This window comes from Microbulbifer maximicatervae (SeqCode) (genome assembly GCF_052467955.1).
Genome location: NZ_CP174329.1, coordinates 4,346,945 through 4,363,447, shown reverse-complemented (window position 1 = coordinate 4,363,447; position 16,503 = coordinate 4,346,945). Strand labels below are relative to the sequence as shown.

The 16,503-nt window shown below is 51.5% G+C and carries 17 protein-coding genes and 1 tRNA gene; 8 read left to right on the top strand and 10 right to left on the bottom strand.

From position 1 onward, the window contains the following. Nucleotides 1-539 precede the first annotated feature (539 nt). Nucleotides 540-971, bottom strand: a complete 432-nt coding sequence (locus tag ACJJI5_RS18805; protein WP_445354929.1) for a GFA family protein — start codon at nt 969-971, stop codon at nt 540-542. A 485-nt stretch (nt 972-1,456) separates the two neighbouring features. On the opposite strand from ACJJI5_RS18805, the gene ACJJI5_RS18800 reads away from it, so the two are divergent. The 3 genes from ACJJI5_RS18800 (at nt 1,457) to ACJJI5_RS18790 (ending at nt 6,492) form a co-directional block, all read left to right on the top strand. Further along, entirely contained in the window at nt 1,457-1,873 is a 417-nt protein-coding gene (locus ACJJI5_RS18800) for a hypothetical protein (RefSeq protein ID WP_445354928.1), read from the top strand. A 475-nt stretch (nt 1,874-2,348) separates the two neighbouring features. Then, nucleotides 2,349-3,863, top strand: a complete 1,515-nt coding sequence (locus tag ACJJI5_RS18795; RefSeq protein WP_445354927.1) for a site-specific DNA-methyltransferase — start codon at nt 2,349-2,351, stop codon at nt 3,861-3,863. A 4-nt stretch (nt 3,864-3,867) separates the two neighbouring features. Beyond that, nucleotides 3,868-6,492, top strand: coding sequence for a DEAD/DEAH box helicase (locus ACJJI5_RS18790; RefSeq protein ID WP_445354926.1), 2,625 nt, complete (start codon nt 3,868-3,870; stop codon nt 6,490-6,492). Nucleotides 6,493-6,529: 37 nt separating this feature from the next. On the opposite strand, the gene tnpA is transcribed toward ACJJI5_RS18790, so the two are convergent. Further along, nucleotides 6,530-6,820 (bottom strand): IS66 family insertion sequence element accessory protein TnpA, encoded by a 291-nt coding sequence (tnpA, locus tag ACJJI5_RS18785; RefSeq protein ID WP_445354925.1) that lies wholly within the window; start codon nt 6,818-6,820, stop codon nt 6,530-6,532. Nucleotides 6,821-6,906: 86 nt separating this feature from the next. Here tnpA and ACJJI5_RS18780 point away from each other — a divergent pair, with 86 nt between their 5' ends. Then, nucleotides 6,907-7,158 carry a hypothetical protein gene (locus tag ACJJI5_RS18780; RefSeq protein ID WP_445354924.1) on the top strand — a complete coding sequence of 84 codons (252 nt, stop codon included), beginning with the start codon at nt 6,907-6,909 and terminating at the stop codon, nt 7,156-7,158. A gap of 91 nt (nt 7,159-7,249) precedes the next feature. Here the strand turns inward: ACJJI5_RS18780 and ACJJI5_RS18775 are convergent, their stop codons facing one another. The 6 genes from ACJJI5_RS18775 to ACJJI5_RS18750 all read right to left on the bottom strand — a co-directional run bounded on the left by ACJJI5_RS18775 (nt 7,250) and on the right by ACJJI5_RS18750 (nt 9,579). Continuing rightward, a complete protein-coding gene (locus ACJJI5_RS18775) occupies nt 7,250-7,429 on the bottom strand; it encodes a hypothetical protein (RefSeq protein WP_445354923.1) in 180 nt (59 codons plus the stop codon). Further along, nucleotides 7,407-7,610, bottom strand: a complete 204-nt coding sequence (locus ACJJI5_RS18770) for a hypothetical protein (protein WP_445354922.1) — start codon at nt 7,608-7,610, stop codon at nt 7,407-7,409. The genes ACJJI5_RS18775 and ACJJI5_RS18770 overlap by 23 nt, the downstream gene beginning before the upstream one ends. A 2-nt stretch (nt 7,611-7,612) precedes the next feature. Continuing rightward, nucleotides 7,613-7,897, bottom strand: a complete 285-nt coding sequence (locus ACJJI5_RS18765; protein ID WP_445354921.1) for a BrnT family toxin — start codon at nt 7,895-7,897, stop codon at nt 7,613-7,615. A gap of 192 nt (nt 7,898-8,089) precedes the next feature. Next, nucleotides 8,090-8,641: a hypothetical protein gene (locus ACJJI5_RS18760; RefSeq protein WP_445354920.1), complete on the bottom strand. Its 552-nt coding sequence runs from the start codon at nt 8,639-8,641 to the stop codon at nt 8,090-8,092. A 21-nt stretch (nt 8,642-8,662) separates the two neighbouring features. Then, entirely contained in the window at nt 8,663-9,052 is a 390-nt protein-coding gene (locus ACJJI5_RS18755) for a hypothetical protein (protein ID WP_445354919.1), read from the bottom strand. Nucleotides 9,053-9,492: 440 nt separating this feature from the next. Beyond that, a tRNA-Leu gene (locus ACJJI5_RS18750) sits at nt 9,493-9,579 on the bottom strand. A 444-nt stretch (nt 9,580-10,023) separates the two neighbouring features. Between ACJJI5_RS18750 and queA the strand changes: the two genes are divergently transcribed. The 4 genes from queA (at nt 10,024) to secF (ending at nt 15,331) form a co-directional block, all read left to right on the top strand. Continuing rightward, nucleotides 10,024-11,097 (top strand): tRNA preQ1(34) S-adenosylmethionine ribosyltransferase-isomerase QueA, encoded by a 1,074-nt coding sequence (queA, locus tag ACJJI5_RS18745; RefSeq protein WP_445354918.1) that lies wholly within the window; start codon nt 10,024-10,026, stop codon nt 11,095-11,097. 14 nt (nt 11,098-11,111) lie between these two features. Beyond that, a complete protein-coding gene (tgt, locus tag ACJJI5_RS18740) occupies nt 11,112-12,230 on the top strand; it encodes a tRNA guanosine(34) transglycosylase Tgt (RefSeq protein ID WP_444898252.1) in 1,119 nt (372 codons plus the stop codon). Nucleotides 12,231-12,449: 219 nt separating this feature from the next. Beyond that, nucleotides 12,450-14,318, top strand: coding sequence for a protein translocase subunit SecD (secD, locus tag ACJJI5_RS18735; protein WP_445354917.1), 1,869 nt, complete (start codon nt 12,450-12,452; stop codon nt 14,316-14,318). A gap of 11 nt (nt 14,319-14,329) precedes the next feature. After that, nucleotides 14,330-15,331, top strand: coding sequence for a protein translocase subunit SecF (secF, locus tag ACJJI5_RS18730; RefSeq protein ID WP_444894896.1), 1,002 nt, complete (start codon nt 14,330-14,332; stop codon nt 15,329-15,331). Nucleotides 15,332-15,436: 105 nt separating this feature from the next. Here the strand turns inward: secF and ACJJI5_RS18725 are convergent, their stop codons facing one another. Further along, nucleotides 15,437-15,631 (bottom strand): PFL_1563 family small protein, encoded by a 195-nt coding sequence (locus tag ACJJI5_RS18725; RefSeq protein ID WP_413664697.1) that lies wholly within the window; start codon nt 15,629-15,631, stop codon nt 15,437-15,439. A gap of 170 nt (nt 15,632-15,801) precedes the next feature. Further along, nucleotides 15,802-16,473, bottom strand: coding sequence for a ribonuclease T (gene rnt / locus ACJJI5_RS18720; protein WP_282931564.1), 672 nt, complete (start codon nt 16,471-16,473; stop codon nt 15,802-15,804). Between the last annotated feature and the right edge of the window lie 30 nt (nt 16,474-16,503).

Sequence of the window (16,503 nt, the reverse complement as noted above, 5' to 3'; positions counted from 1 at the left end):
TTCAGGGGTAATTACTCCTGGTAAAATCTATTTAAAGCTTCCAGTTTTACCCAGTGTTAGCCTCGAGGCAATACCCTTGATCACTGTGAAGTAAAAGTGCTACAAGAAGTCATCTCCCTATGGCGGGAGCGTTTAATAGATATCAGCTGGTTTATGAGCTGTTCAAACGAATCTATCACTCGCCAAGCTAATGCTTAAGACTACTGTGCTGGCGTTTTGGAGGGGGGGCGTTTTAAGCCCTAAGCTTTACTTGATGTGCCTGTATGGCTTATGCAGATCTCACAGCTCAATCTGTGGCAGTATCGTCAAGACGCATGAGGAGCCTGTCCACACTTCGATTCAGTCCGGTAGTCTTAGGTAATAATCCCAAAATCTGTTCCATTTGACGGTGGTGAGTATTTGAACATACCGAAAGGGGTGCTTTTCCAGCTGAATCACTATTTGGAACTGGTGGGCTGGAGCAGGCGGTATTTAAGCTCTTGAAAACGAGGCCGCATTACCGAAAACATGCCCCTATCACTCTGGCTCAAAAAAATAACCTATTTGTAGTCATTGACTAGTTGCCCATCAGATGACTCCTTGAATTGAGGATGTTCGTCATCGATTTCGTAAAAATCACACTTTTCGCCGGTGAAAATATGCCCCATAGTTTTCAACCCGGTTGGGCCATCCAGTGATCCTGCAATAATTCCAGTTGCATCGAGATTAAATGGTTCCCAGAATAGGCTTGAACCACATTGCTGGCAGAAGCCTCTGCGGGCTACTTCTGATGTTTTATACCACGCCAGCCCGTCATCTTTTGTTATTTTAATGTTGACCTTGCGAGCTTTGGTATGCGGGCCGAAACTTCCATGTAGTTTTTGACACATACTACAATGACAGTTAACTACGTTGCGTAGTGGCCCTTTAACCTCGTACCGCACAGCTCCACATAAGCAACCACCGGAAGTAATTGAATTATTACTGTTCATATAATGAGCCTGTAGATGCAAAAGTTTATTTAAAATAAGAATCTAAATTAAGTATGCCTTTTATCATCTATAAGATTATTTGTTTAAATTATAAATGCTAGCCTAATTAAGTGATGTAAACATAAATATCGATAGCTTGGCTAGTTATTTATCCGTTCTTTGTCGATATAAGTTACGAGACGGTAGTGGTTTGTTACTTGATCGCTTGCCATTTTTCATGCTGTTACCGTTGCACTATGCAGGCAATGGCGGATAAGCCATTTATTTGCACGGTGTTATCGCACAGGGTAGGACTCCCAGCGCTCGACCTTGAAGATTTAATTTGGCAGCAAAGCGACTCCGTACGGCAAAAGGTAGACGCCAGCGGAGAATGGAACCGTGAAACCCACGGCGATATACGCGAAAAATCATTACGCAGAATTACTGAGGCCGCCGAAATTAAAGCAAACTGCGACAGTGAATACTGACAAGTACAAGAACATTCTGTGGAAGAGGTAGCGGGAGTAAAAATAATTGAAGCCCTAGGTGCTTTACGTTTCTTATCCGGTGGCAGCCTGAACTTATCCGCGCTGGATAATCTAAATATTACAACGGCCAGTGATATTAACAATTCAGCGGGCCGCGACTTAAAAGAACAAATCGGAAATATTTGGGAATCAGTGGCCAAGGTCCGCCAAACCATCAAAGTTAAAGACGGCGGCAAGGTTTGGTTAGGTAGTGAATCTTTAAACGTGCTGAAGGTATTAGAAGATTTAATCGGCGTAGTGTCAGCTCTGGCCGGCACGCTCGCTACGCACACGCACCCCAGCAATGGCAAAAAACCGGATCAGGATGCGGCAATTAATGGTCATAAGAGCAGTGCGGATAGTTTGGAAAGCCAGCTTAAGCCAATAAGGGCCTAAGTTTTTTATTGCATTAAAGGAAGATGATTATGGAAGTAAGCGGTACATGAACCACATTATTCAACTTGCTCTGGCAGAGTATTCGGACAACGAACGAGAGCGGAAGGTGGGGGGGTGCCTAGCAAGGCGCGAGGGGCGGCGCCCCTTAGCCAGGGCAAGCGGAGCGCGCAGGGCACCGCCCAAAGGAGCCAGGGATCGTTACCCTGAGGGATGAGATACGCAGTAGCTCAGTGAGCACAGCGAATAGAGCACGTCCCGGAAGCGACGGCTGAAGGGGGATGTATTAATTAGCTCATAGATGGAGAGCAGCGGGATTGCCCAATTTACGGTAAAGTGTCCGGCTACCTCGGACGCCACACAGGCATACCGTTTAAATTTTGAACACCTTGGGGCGACCCTGCTCCGCTGAGAGTAAGTCTGCCTGCTCTCGCGGCTTACCACCGCAGAAGTATAGAAATTAGGGGAGAAACATTAGATGCCGCAGTTATCCTGGTATAAGCGCGAGGAAGATTTGACCCGCGCGGCCCTCACCCCGTACCGATTGCTGCAACCAGTTGTGACTTTGTCCCACGGAGAGCCAGACTCCCCAAACATGCTAATTGAGGGGGACAACCTCGATGCCCTAAAGGCCTTGATCCCCTACTATGCGGGACAGGTAAAATGCATCTTTATTGACCCCCCCTACAACACGCGAAGCGCTTTTGAGCACTATGATGACAACCTTGAGCACTCGCAATGGTTGTCAATGATGTACCCCCGTCTTGAATTGCTTCGCGAGCTCCTTGCGATAGATGGTTCAATTTGGATAACGCTAGACGACAATGAAGCGCATTATTTTAAGGTAATTGCCGACGAAATATTCGGCAGGAAGAACTTCATTACAACAGTTCTCTGGCGAAAAAATTACGCACCCAAGAGTAGTGCTAAGCACTTATCTGTCGACCATGACTATGTATTTGTCTATGCAAAGGATGAAGATAAATGGCGACCAAACTTGATGCCAAGGACTGACAAGCAAAACAAGGCATACAAGAACCCAGATAATGACCCGAGAGGCCCGTGGCGACCAAATAACCTAGCGGCCCGCAATTTCTATAGCAAGGGCACCTATTCAATAACATGCCCGAGCGGCCGCGTCATTCCCGGCCCGCCTAAAGGGTCTTACTGGCGCGTTAGCGAAGAAAAATTCAGAGAGATGGATGCAGAGGGAAGAATTTGGTGGGGCCTTGAGGGAAAGAACGTTCCCGCCCCTAAAATCTTTCTTAGCGAAGTCAAACAAGGGGTAACACCACAAACATGGTGGTCCTATGAAGACGTCGGTCATACGCAAGAAGCTAAAAAGGAAATAGTTTCGTTATTTGGTGACGACGTTTTTGGCACGCCAAAGCCAGAGAGGCTTATACAGCGTATTCTTCAAGTCGCCACAGAGCCGGGCGATCTCGTTCTTGATAGTTTCCTCGGCTCCGGCACTACAGCTGCCGTTGCCCACAAGATGGGCCGCCAATGGATCGGTATAGAGATGGGCGAACATGCCCGCTCCCATTGTCAACCACGCTTAAAAAGTGTCATCAATGGCGAGCAAGGCGGTATTTCAGTGTCGCTCAATTGGAAGGGAGGCGGTGGTTTTCGTTTCTTCAAACTCGGCAGCCCCATATTCGATGAAAATGGTCACATCCGGGAAGGCATACGCTTTGAAAACTTGGCCGCACATGTTTGGTTCTCCGAAACAGGCACCGCCCGCCCAGCGCGTGCACTGAAAAAGCCCTTCCTTGGTGAGCACAACGGAACTGGCTATTACCTGCTGTATAACGGGATTCTGGGCGATGACAGCAAGACAGGTGGAAATGTCCTGACGCGTCGAATCCTACGATCGCTTTCCAAGTTTGATGGCCCGAAGGTGATCTATGGGGAGGCCAGCGGAATGACAGAAGAACAGCTAGACGAGCTGGAAATCACTTTCAAACAAACACCGTACGATATCAAGGCATAGCAATATGGCTCTGACCCTCAAGCAATATCAGCGTCGATCCTTGGCCAGCTTGGAACAATTCCTTGAATTGACCCGTATTGAAGGCGTCGCATCGGCCTTCAACAAAGCAGTGGATGATGGGTTGTTGGATGAATACAAGCCCATGCCAGGCTTGCCAGACGTGCCGTATGTCTGCCTCCGCATCCCAACTGGCGGCGGTAAGACGATTATGGGGGCTCACATCATCCAGGCAGCCGGCCGGACGTTACTGGAGCGGCAGTTCCCTCTGGTAATGTGGATGGTTCCAACATCACAGATCAAGGATCAAACGCTGGAAGCATTCAGCGATCCCAGGCACCCCTACCGCCAGGAGCTTGATAGAGCCTTCGGTGGCCAGGTCGCCGTCTTTGACGTGGCGGACTTTTCCCAGATTCGCCCCGCAGACCTGGGAACCAAGGTCTGTATCGTTATTTCCACCGTTGCGGCATTGCGTGTGGAAAACAAAGAAGGCCGCAAGGTTTACGACTACCACGAAGAGCTAGAGCCGCATTTCACCAGTAGCTCCCAGGAATTGAAATATCTGCACAGGGACGAAAGTGGCAGAGTCGTTGCTTCCTTTGCCAACCTGCTCAGAATACACGGGCCACTGGTGATCATGGATGAGGCTCACAATGCCACCACGCCGCTCTCGTATACCGTCTATGAGCGGCTAGGTCCACGCGGGGTGGTAGAGCTAACTGCAACCCCGGACGTGAAGAGTTCCAATGTGCTGGTCAGTGTTTCGGCCTTTGAACTGAAATCAGAGAACATGATTAAGTTCCCGGTTGTTCTGAAAGAGCACAACGGAGAGTGGCAAGAAGCCATCAACAGCGCAGTGGCTCGCCGGAGCACGCTCGCCAAAACAGCTACGGACGAGCCCGACTACATCCGGCCCATCTTGCTGGTGCAAGCCCAGAACGCCAAAGGTGCTGCCACTGTTGAGGAAGTGAAACGGCATCTTATCGCGACAGGGGTTGCCGAGAAGGCGATAGCCATCGCCACCGGCACGACCCGTGAGATTGACGGTGTAGACCTTTTTGCGCGGGAATGCCCCATCGAGGTAATCATCACCAAGCAGGCTCTCAAGGAGGGTTGGGACTGCTCCTTCGCATATGTGTTCTGTTCAGTAGCTCGGGTCAAAAGTGACAAGGACATTCAGCAGTTACTTGGCCGGGTATTGCGGATGCCGTATGCGACCCGCCGCCGGCAGGATGACATGAACAAGGCATATGCCCATGCCGTCACCGACGATTTCGGCCGGGCTGCAGGGGAGCTAACTCAGTCCCTGGTGAACATCGGCTTCAATCCGATGGAGGCCGCCACCGCGATTCGGAAGGATAATGAGCTTCCTCTCCAAGGCGGCGAAGTAACACCTCCTCCGCTTCCTGCCACACGTATTGAGGTACGAAAAGCTCCGGACCTCTCCAAAGCGCCGGAGCGGGATCAGCAACGGGTTCTGTTTACCCCGAATCTAGAAGGGAACGGTGGCTCAATTGAGCTGACCGACGAAATTGACGCGGCTACCGTAGAGGCAATTGTCGCTACGGCACCGCCCAAGAAGCGGGAAGAATTGGCCGCTCAGGTTGAACAACACCAGCTGAAAACCCTGGCCGCCAAGGCTCCCTGTGAGCGTGGTGCAGCGTTCAGTGTCCCCCGCCTGTGCATGATCGAGCAGGGTGATCTTGAGCTGGTAGATAAAGGCGCGATTTCAGCCAACTTCACCTGGGATCTATTGGACAGCCCCCCGGACCTTTCCAGCTTTCGTATCAATGACGAAACCATGACTTTCGAGGTGGACCTGGAGGGGCAGCACGTCAATTACCACCTTATTGAGGATGACGCTTCCACCTATCTGCCGGGCTTCGCCCATGACCGCACTGAAGCGGATCTCGTGGGCTGGCTTGATCACGAGATCCGAGAGCCCTCTGTGAAGCAACCCGTTCTCAGAGAATGGGTGCGCCGAGCTATCAATGGGCTGAAGGAAGATCGCGGGTTCTCGCTGGCTCAGTTGCTGAAAGGTCAGTTCATCCTGCGCCGCAAGCTGTCTGAACAGCTCCAGACGGCCAAGATTCAGGCCTACAAAGAGGGGTTCCAGGAAGCGCTATTCGATGGCGGCATGGAAATCGTTACCAGTGATGGACCGGACCATACCTATACCTACCCTGCTGACATGGCCGAATACCCAGCGCACTACTACTACTCCGGTGCCTACCGATTCCGGAAGCACTATTACCCTGTGCCGGGTGACCTGGATTGGAAAACACCTAAGGGCAAGGTCACCGAAGAGTTTGAGTGTGCCCAAGCCATCGACTTCCTCGATGAAGTAGAGTTCTGGGTCCGTAACCTGGTGCACAACTCTCAATTCTGGATGCCCACATCACGCCAGCGCACTTACCCAGATTTTGTTGTCCGGCTAAAGGATAAGCGGCTTCTCGTCATTGAGTATAAAGGTGCCGACCGGTTCACCGCAGACCAGGAGAAGGAAAAACGTATGGTAGGGGAACTGTGGGCCAAGGGTAGCGGCGGTAACGGCCTCTACCTAATGGCTCAGAAAAAGGACGAACAGGGCCGCAATGTGCATGAACAGATCCAGGCGGTGATTGGTAATTAAGTTATCTTCTGTGGGAGGTATCCTGCCACCGCAGACTTTACAGGTCCATAAGGCCAGGGATTTGCGCCAACAACACCGGACTATTGATCACCAGTTTTATGCCATTGGGGAACTCCAATACGCCCAGGTTTCCCATAGTGGTCACAGGAGTCTTGATATCCACGGGAACAAAGTCAGGGATATCAGACACAGGCGTTTGTTCAGATAGCTTGCGGTACCAGTAGAGGAACTGGCTGTAGTTTAGGTTGTGCTTACGAGTATAGGCGCGTTTGGACTGAGAGCTTCTCTCGTAGGCCCTGACATGACTTTGCCACTGTTGCTGATTCATGGGGCTTTCCTCCGAAGTTGATGAAGGGGGTATCATGGCAGCCCGCCAGAGCAAGTTGAATAATGTGGTTCATGTACCGCTTACTTATGGAAAAGAATATAAACCGATACGCTATTTTTGCCGAGAGAATCCACCTTATGAATGGTGGAGCAAAAAGCTTTAGAGGTTCCGTGTCTACTGAAGAGGCAGCAATGGAGTTAGCAAAAGAGATCGCGAAATCTAAGAAAGCTGAGTTTTATATCTGGCTGCAAATACTTGATATTGTGACCGGGACCTATACTGAGTATTCGATAAAATGGGGCGGGGTATTGGAGAAAAGAGAACTTTCACCTTGCTAACCTCTGGTACTACGTTCACGCTTCAGTTCTAACCCAATAAAGAGGTGGAATTGAAGCGAGAGACGTCGATTACAGAGAAGAGCTTGGGGTCTTACTTGTGATTATTTAATCTACGGGTTTTTCCGTTTTTTATTACTGGGTTTTCGTTATCCCACAATGCCTCTTGATCAACAGTTTCTTGAGGCTTCTGGTATACACGATTCCAGTCAGTTTTATCTTGAGGCAATTTGGCTGGATCTGTTGCTTTGTTAACTTTCGTTATTTTTTGCATTTTTGCCTCTCCTTCGTGCGGGCTTAAAATTTTCTAAATCAGTTTCTGATTGAAGTGGTGCATCTGGATCAGATTTAGCATTCTCCCTGATTTCCTCTTCCGTCATGTTTTTGACCCGTTCGTAATCAGTGAGATCTTTCAACTTTTCAACTTCTTTTTTCGTAAATTTTTTAATAGTCATAGCTACACTCTTCTCATGGATCTATATCTAGCGATCTCACTTTTTTCTGCACGACGTGCTGAAATTATCCTGATAGTGTTACCTTCATCTCGTTCAGTAAAGGCTACAAATAAAATGCCAGGTCGAGCCATTCCTATAATCTGGTATCGATTCTCTAAATCAGAGTTGGCGCTGTCGTACTGCTCTATAGCATTAGGGTCATCAAAAACTGGAATTACTGAGACGAAGTCTATCCCGTGTTTCTGAATGTTTAATTCCCTTTTGTTCTCGTCCCACTCAAAATCCATATTGCGTCCTTGGGTCTGGGTTTCTTTATTTTAAGCTATGGTTACCATGTGAAATGTATTTTCTTTGGTGTGTTTGTTGCATATATTCTCATTGAGATACAAATTTATATGGGTCCTTGCCGGAGTTGTTGCAGGCTTCTCTAAAGTTCTCCAGTAAGCTTTCGTAAGTTTCAGTTAAAAATCTGTAGTCGATTACTGGGGGGGGGGGGAGCCGTTGTGCAATAATCCATCGAAATTGATTGTATAATTTTCATTGTGATGAACGGACCGAGATCGAACAAAATCATAAATAATGTGAGCGAAGGTGCCCATGTATAAATACTTTTCTATCCATTTTTCTGCTTTATCGGGAGTTGGGCTTAAAATCGCACGCTTTACATCCTCGATGTCTTGAAATGCCCCAGCCAAATGACTTAGTGCTTCTATTATATTTCTTTTCTTGTCTTCATCCTTGATTCTGCCGTTTTTTTCAATTTGTTTAATTAGATACGCTGGGTGAATCTTATTGAATATGTCGTTGTCACCATAATCGGTAAGTAATCTGCAGAAGGCTTTGGAGTAGCCTTTGCCTCTAACTTGGTATACGAAAGTGGCAAGTGCTTCCATATAGCAGCATATGAGGGTTATGGCTTCAAGTCTAAAATTATCTCTATGAAGCTGATCGGAGGTCATTTTTTTACGTTCACAATTAGAGAAAAATAACTCAGTGAGATCTATATCCTCATTTACAAAGCTAGCGTTCATGGTCCTAATTATCTCCACTTTTTAAAGTTGATTTGAAAATTCTGGTAGCTGTAAATCTACTGCTGTAATTGCGAGATATTGCTTAGATTTTGGGGGAAATACTTGAATGTCTATCGTTGCATGTTCTTTTATATTTAGAGCAACTGGAGTTAGATATTTTTCAACTTGTATATACTGATTCCCTTGCCACTTACACTGTGCTTTTATCCTGCTGCCTTCCTCTATCGAGCTTATTGAGAACCCGTCTTGAAGAGTAACACCTGCAACCGTTATCTCACACTTTTGGCTGGAGGATTCACCAACAACCACTAATACCCCACCAGCAATATTCTTAGCCTCAATAATTTTTAGTTGATCAGGCTTAATTTCTATTAGGTTATCCTTCGTTGGGTAGTTTTCACTTCCTTTCATTGCCTGCTTGGCAGCCAGGTATAGCTGCCAAGCAGGCACCAATCTTCAAAAGCGCCTTAATAACCCGCATAAACAGTTCCCTCTGATTTTACGTGATCAATAATTGTGCAGTAAATATGGCCACTGGTCACTCCTCCCCACGCCCGCCGATTTTTGGCGTTCTTTTAGTTGATGAAATGAGACTAGCGACCCTAGCCTGAGCTGGTGCGGGGTTTGGGTAAGAATTGGATTTCACACTTTGAAGAGTTGTGAAGAGAAATGAAGAGGAGTTTCACAGGGGGAAAGCAATAGATTGATGGTGTCCACATGTGGGCAAGGTAGAGTTAAAAAAATCCTGTGTGGACACTTTGGGTCTTTTAAGCGCCATTCTTCAAAATTTAGGGAAGGTAAACCAGAATTAAAAAACCCGCGAAAGCCTACGCTATCGCGGGTTTGAGATATGGTACCAGAGGCCGGACTCGAACCGGCACGCTTTTAAGGGCGGGGGATTTTGAATCCCCTGTGTCTACCAATTTCACCACTCTGGCACTTTCGCTGCTCGACCTTGGGGTCGGTGCGAAGAGGGCGTGATTATAGCAATGCTTTCGCTTGGGTCAACCAGTGATTTCAATAACTTAGCGCATTTTCTGTCGTCCTAGTTGAGGAGCCTCTGAGAAACTCCGTAATGCCTCTGTGGGTCTTGAGGGCTGCAGATGTTAGGCGCAGCTCGCCGCGAATGGCACAGTCCTTTGCAAGAGCTGCAACGTGGCAGCTGTAGCCCTCAAGGCCCACCCTTTGGGGCTTGCAGAGCAATTCACACTCGGCGTTGCGGCTTCTTGCAAGGTCTAGACATTCCTGCAAAGCCGCGCCTTGATTGTGAACTGCTCTGCATGCCAGAGGTATCACGGAGTTTTTCAGAGGCTCCTTAACAGCTCCTAAAATTTCCTATAACCTTCGCGACCTCTCCATAGTTTCTAGATTTCCAGGATTCCATGCAGCGTCAGGACTTTGACTTTCATCTGCCCGATGAGCTGATCGCCCGCGCGCCCACTGAGGAGCGCCGTGGCAGCCGCCTTTTGTGTCTGGATGGGCCCAGCGGGGCCATTGCACATCGGCAGTTCCCAGATATTCTCAATCAGGTCCAAGCTGGTGACCTGATAGTCTTTAACGATACCCGGGTGATCCCGGCGCGTTTGTTCGCGCAGAAGGAAACCGGCGGTAAGTTGGAAATCCTGGTGGAGCGGGTGCTCAACGAGACGGATATCTGGGCCCACGTGCGCTCCAGTAAGTCGCCTAAGCCCGGTTCTACCATCGTCCTCGAGGACGGCACCCGTATAGAGGTGACCGGCCGCAAGGATGCGCTATTTGAATTGTCCTTCCCTAAAGAAGAAGGTGTGCTGGCGATTCTGGATCGCCTCGGCCATATGCCGCTGCCTCCTTATATTGATCGTGAAGACGATGCCAGCGATCGCGAGCGCTACCAAACCGTATACGGCCGCAATGCCGGTGCTGTGGCGGCGCCGACGGCGGGGCTGCACTTTGATGATGAGATGATCGGTGCGTTGCGGGATAAAGGTGTCGAGGTTGTCTTCGTTACCCTGCATGTGGGTGCCGGTACTTTCCAGCCGGTGCGCGTGGACAATATTTATGAGCACCAGATGCACAGCGAGGTGCTGGATGTCTCCCAGGATGTGGTGGATGCGGTAACTGCTTGCCGCGCTCGCAATGGCAGCGTGATTGCGGTGGGTACCACCAGCGTGCGCGCGCTGGAAAGTGCGGCGCGCAGTGGCCAGTTACAGGCCACGGTGGGGGAGACAGATATCTTTATTTATCCCGGTTATGAATTCCAGGTTGTGGATAAGTTGATCACCAACTTCCACTTGCCTGAATCCACCCTATTGATGCTGGTGAGTGCCTTCGCGGGGTACCAGCATACGATGGCCGCTTATAAGGCCGCAGTTGAAGAGCGCTATCGCTTCTTTAGTTACGGCGATGCCATGTTTATTACCCGCGATCCCAATGCCAAAAAAGAAGAAGTAGCACCAGCGAAAGGAGATACCCAGTGAGCCGCGAATGTTTTATGCAGTTTGAAGTGGATACCACTGATGGCAAGGCCCGTCGTGGCCGCTTGCGTTTCCCTCGCGGTGTGGTGGAAACCCCGGCGTTTATGCCAGTGGGCACTTACGGCACCGTGAAAGGCATGTTGCCGAGGGATATCGAAGGGATCGGTGCACAGATTATTCTGGGCAACACCTTTCACCTGATGCTGCGCCCCGGTACCGAAGTGGTTAAAGCCCACGGCGATCTGCACGATTTTACCCAGTGGTCCGGTCCGATCCTCACCGACTCCGGCGGTTTCCAGGTGTTTAGCCTGGGTGAACTGCGCAAGATTACGGAAGAGGGGGTTTCTTTCCGCTCGCCTATCGATGGCAGCCCGGTATTCCTGGACCCAGAGGAGTCCATGCGCGTTCAGCGGGACCTGGGTTCCGATATCGTCATGATCTTCGATGAGTGCACCCCTTATCCGGCCACCACTGACGAAGCGCGCAAATCTATGGAGTTGTCCCTGCGTTGGGCGGAGCGCTCCAAGAAAGCTCATGGCGATAGCCCGTCGGCGCTGTTCGGAATTGTGCAGGGCGGTATGTTCCCGGAGTTGCGCGATGTGTCACTGCGCGGCCTGACTGAGATTGGTTTCGATGGCTATGCCATTGGTGGCCTGTCTGTGGGTGAGCCTAAAGATGAGATGATCAAGGTCTTGGATCACCTGGCTCACAAGATGCCGGAAGATAAGCCGCGCTACCTGATGGGCGTGGGCAAGCCGGAGGATATTGTCGAGGCGGTGCGTCGCGGTGTGGATATGTTCGACTGCGTTATGCCTACTCGCAATGCGCGCAACGGCCACCTGTTTACCTTCGAAGGCGTGGTGAAAATCCGCAACGCCAGGCACCGTCACGATACGGGTCCCTTGGAGGAAGAGTGCGATTGTTACACCTGTGAGAATTTCTCCCGCGCTTACCTGCACCACCTGGATCGCTGCGGTGAAATTCTCGGTGCGCAGCTGAATACGATTCACAATTTGCGCCACTACCAGCGCCTGATGCAAAAGCTACGCGATGCCATTGCCGCCAATGAGTTGGAGGCTTATGTCGCCGAGTTCTACCGTGGTTTGGGCCGCGAGGTTCCAGCGCTGGAGGCCTGATCAGGCGTCGCTTTTACCCTGCCTGGGGTGCTGCCCGTCTCATTGCGGCACCCCTGTAATTTGTCCGTTCCCACGATCCCCGTATAATCAGCCCCCACTTTTATTGGGGGCGGTGTACCTTGCATTCTGCGTATACTGCCCGCATATCCAGGCAAATTGCTTAGGCAGATTGCCAAGATTTACCGGCCCTCGGGGTCACACTAGAACAATGAGAACAGCATGAATCGCTACCCGATCTGGAAGTACTTTCTGATTCTCGCGGTTGTGGCCTTTGGCCTGATGTACGCCGCGCCCAACCTCTATAAGCCGGACCCTGCCGTGCAGATTTCCGGGCAATCCAGTGCACTCACCATCGGCCCCGATGTCCTTGCGAATGCACAAAAAGCCCTGGATGAAGCGGGTATTGCTCACTTCGGCGGCGAAGTTGGGGACAAGTCAGTACTGATCCGCTTGAACTCCATGGAGGAGCAGTTGCCGGCTAAAGAGGCGATTCAAAAAGCGCTTGGTACCACCAACTATGTTGTCGCCCTGAACCTGGCTTCCACTACGCCCCAGTGGATGAAAGATATCGGCGCTAGCCCGATGAAGCTCGGTCTGGACCTGGCGGGTGGTGTGCACTTCCTGATGGAAGTCGACACCAACACCATCGTCAAGAACAACATGGAAAGCTACGAGCAGGAAGTGAAAAGCAAACTGCGCGAAGCCAAGGCCCGTTACCGCAATGTGGAGCTGGTGGATGATCGCGAGATTATTGCCCGCTTCCGCAACGATGAGCTGCGCAGCTTGGCGATGTCCACTATGCGCAAGGAATTTCCGCAGCTTCAACTGCGCGAGTCCGGCAGCGGCGAAAACCTGGAGATCCGCGCAACCCTGACCGATCAGGAAATCAAGCAGCTGGAAGATTACGCAGTAACCCAGAACCTCACCACCCTGCGCAACCGGGTGAACGAGCTGGGTGTTGCTGAGCCGATCGTACAGCGCCAGGGCCGCAACCGTATCGTTGTGGAGCTGCCCGGTGTACAGGACACCGCAGAGGCCAAGCGTATTATCGGTAAAACTGCCAACCTCGAATACCGTATGGAAGCTCGCCCGGATGAGCTGGTTTCCAACAAGGAATACTTCGATTACCGCGATGATCGTCAGGCGCAGATGTATGGCGGTGCCTGGTTGGAGCGCCAGATCATTATCAAGGGTGACAGCGTTACCAATGCCCGCGTCGGTTACGACGAGAGCGGCTTCCCGCAGGTAAATATCACCCTCGACGCCCGTGGCGGCGAGATGATGCACCGCGCTACCTGGAAAAATGTCGGTCGCCGTATGGGTACCCTGTTTATCGAGACTCGCTTTGAGCCGGTAACTGAGATCGACGAAAACGGTAACGAAGTTACCGTGCAGAAGCGTACTGAAGAGCGAAAAATTATCAGCTTGGCTACGGTACAGAGTGCCCTGGGCAAGCAGTTCCGCACCACCGGTCTGGACAGCCCGGCTGAAGCCCAGGAACTGGCCCTGCTGCTGCGTGCCGGTGCCCTGGCTGCGCCCATGTATTTTGTGGAAGAGCGTGTGATCGGCCCATCCCTGGGTGCCGATAACATCAAGGTGGGTGTGCAATCCGTACAGATCGGTCTGCTGGCCGTGATTATCTGTATGCTGATTTCCTACCGCGTATTTGGCTTGGCTGCGAACCTGGCCCTGGCGGTGAATATGATCCTGCTGGTGGCGGTGATGTCGCTGTTGGGTGCAACCCTCACGCTGCCTGGTATCGCCGGTATCGTATTGACCGTGGGTATGGCGGTGGATGCCAACGTGCTTATCTTCTCGCGAATACGGGAGGAGCTCAGGAATGGGATGCCTCCCCAAACAGCGATCAGTGCCGGTTTTGACAATGCTTACAGCACCATTGTGGATGCGAATATCACCACCCTGATTGTGGCGGTGATCCTGTATGCCATCGGTTCCGGTCCGGTACAGGGCTTCGCGGTAACCCTGTCTATCGGTATTCTCACCTCCATGTTCAGTGCCATCATGGGTACGCGAGCAATTGTTAACTTGTTCTACGGCGGTCGCCGTGTGCAGAAGCTCTGGATTTAAGGGAGTCAGTCATGAGTGAGACCAAAGTGGATAACGGCAAAATTACCGAGTACATGGGCAAGCGCGTCTACGACTTTATGCGCTGGCGCAAGATCGCCGGGATTGTCTCGGTGGTGCTGGTACTTTCCTCCATCGCCGCACTGGCAATGAACGGCCTGAAGTTCGGCCTGGACTTTACCGGTGGTACCCAGGTTGAAGTGGGCTATGAGGTAACGCCTTTTATCAGCGATGTGCGCGATCAGCTGGAAGCAGCGGGTTACGACGGTGCTACGGTAGTGAATTTTGGTTCTGAGAAGGACCTGCTGATCAAGTTGCCCCCTGCGGTGACCGAGGAAGAAATCCAGATCAGCGCTACCGATCAGGAAACAACGACGCCGATCGGTGACAAGGTTGTGGCTCTCCTGAGAGAGGGCAGTGAGGGTGATGTTGAGCTGCGCCGTGTCGAGATGGTGGGCCCACAGGTAGGTGCCGAGCTGCGTGACGACGGCGGCCTGGGCATGATGCTGGCCCTGTTCATGGTGATGATCTACGTTGCCCTGCGCTTCCAGTACAAGTTCTCTTTCGGCGCTGTAGCGGCTCTGGGCCACGATGTGATTATCGTACTGGGTTTCTTTGCGGTGATGGGATTGGACTTCGATTTAACCGTACTGGCGGCCGTGTTGGCGGTGATCGGTTACTCCCTGAACGATACCATCGTGGTATCGGACCGTATCCGCGAGAACTTCCGCAAGGTGCGCAAGGCTGAGTCTGAGGAAATTATCAATATCTCAATCAGCCAGACCCTGGGCCGTACCTTTATGACGTCCTTTACCACCTTGCTGGTGCTGTGGGCGCTGCAGTTCTTCGGTGGCGAATTGATCCACAACTTCTCCCTGGCCTTGATCGTGGGTGTGGTTGTGGGTACTTACTCCTCTGTTTACGTGGCTGCCAACGTGCTGATGGCTTTGAATATCAACAAAGAAGATCTGATGCCGCCGGTGAAAGAGGGTGCGGAACTGGAAGAAATGCCCTGATGTGAATGAGAAGTGGCTGCGCTGATGCAGCCATATTCGAGCGGCCCCGGCCGCGCTTTGCTGCTGATCAGCGGAGCGCCGTCGGGGTTTTTTATTGCGCGGAGTTTAGGCTCTGGGCTTTTTGCCGAGGGTGATGTGCTTGGGGCCGGAAGTATTGGTCTGGCCGCTCACCCCTTTGGGCACCTGCTCGATCTCACCGCCACCGGCGAGGAACGCCTTTACCTGCTCCTCGATACTTTCGCTGGTCTCGAGGGGAGCGGCTTGTTTGCGATTGGAGGAAGAGGAAGGTTTCTTGGCCACGGCGCTATCCGGTTTTTATGTGTAAGCGGGCCATATTAGCACGGCTTGCACAAAAAATCACCCAAGTGGCCAGAGTCTGCACATAGCGGGTGTTTTGTCGACAGCTTTCGAATAATTCTGTCGTTTTTGGATAAATCGGGCTGCTGCGAGGCAGCCCGGAAGATAGTGCGTTATTCAGCTTCTTCTGTGGTCTCTTCGGTTTCCAGCGGCCAACCGCCCATCTCTTTCCACTTGTTCACGATGCCGCAAAACAGGGTTGCGGTTTTTTCTGCGTCGTACTCGGCGGAGTGGGCGCAGTTGTTATCAAATTCGATTCCAGCAACCTGACAAGCTTTGGCCAGTACGGTCTGGCCGTAGGCGAGGCCAGCGAGACTGGCGGTATCGAAGCAGGAGAACGGGTGGAATGGGTTGCGCTTGATGCCGGTCCGCTCGACGGCTGCATTGACGAAGCCCAGGTCGAAGTGGGCATTGTGGGCAACCACGATGGCGCGGGTGCAGCTGTGCTTTTTCACAGCGCTGCGAATTTTGCGGAACAGCTCGGGGATGGCGATTTCTTCAGGCCAGGCGTCGCGGTCCGGGGATTCCAGGTCGATGCCAATAAAGTCGAGAGCGGATTGCTCAACGTTGGCGCCCTCAAAAGGCTCCAGGTGGAAACTGTGGGTCTCCAGTGGGAAGAGGTTGCCGGAGTCATCCATGTCGAGGATAACCGCAGAAATTTCCAGCAGTGCATCGGTGCGGGCGTTAAAGCCGCCGGTTTCAAGGTCGATGACCACGGGCAGAAAGCCTCGGAATCGCTGGGCGAGAGAGCTTTTTGGTCCTGTGGGTTCTTCGGCGGGTGTCACGGTGGTTCCTTGTAAATCTTGTCTTCAGGC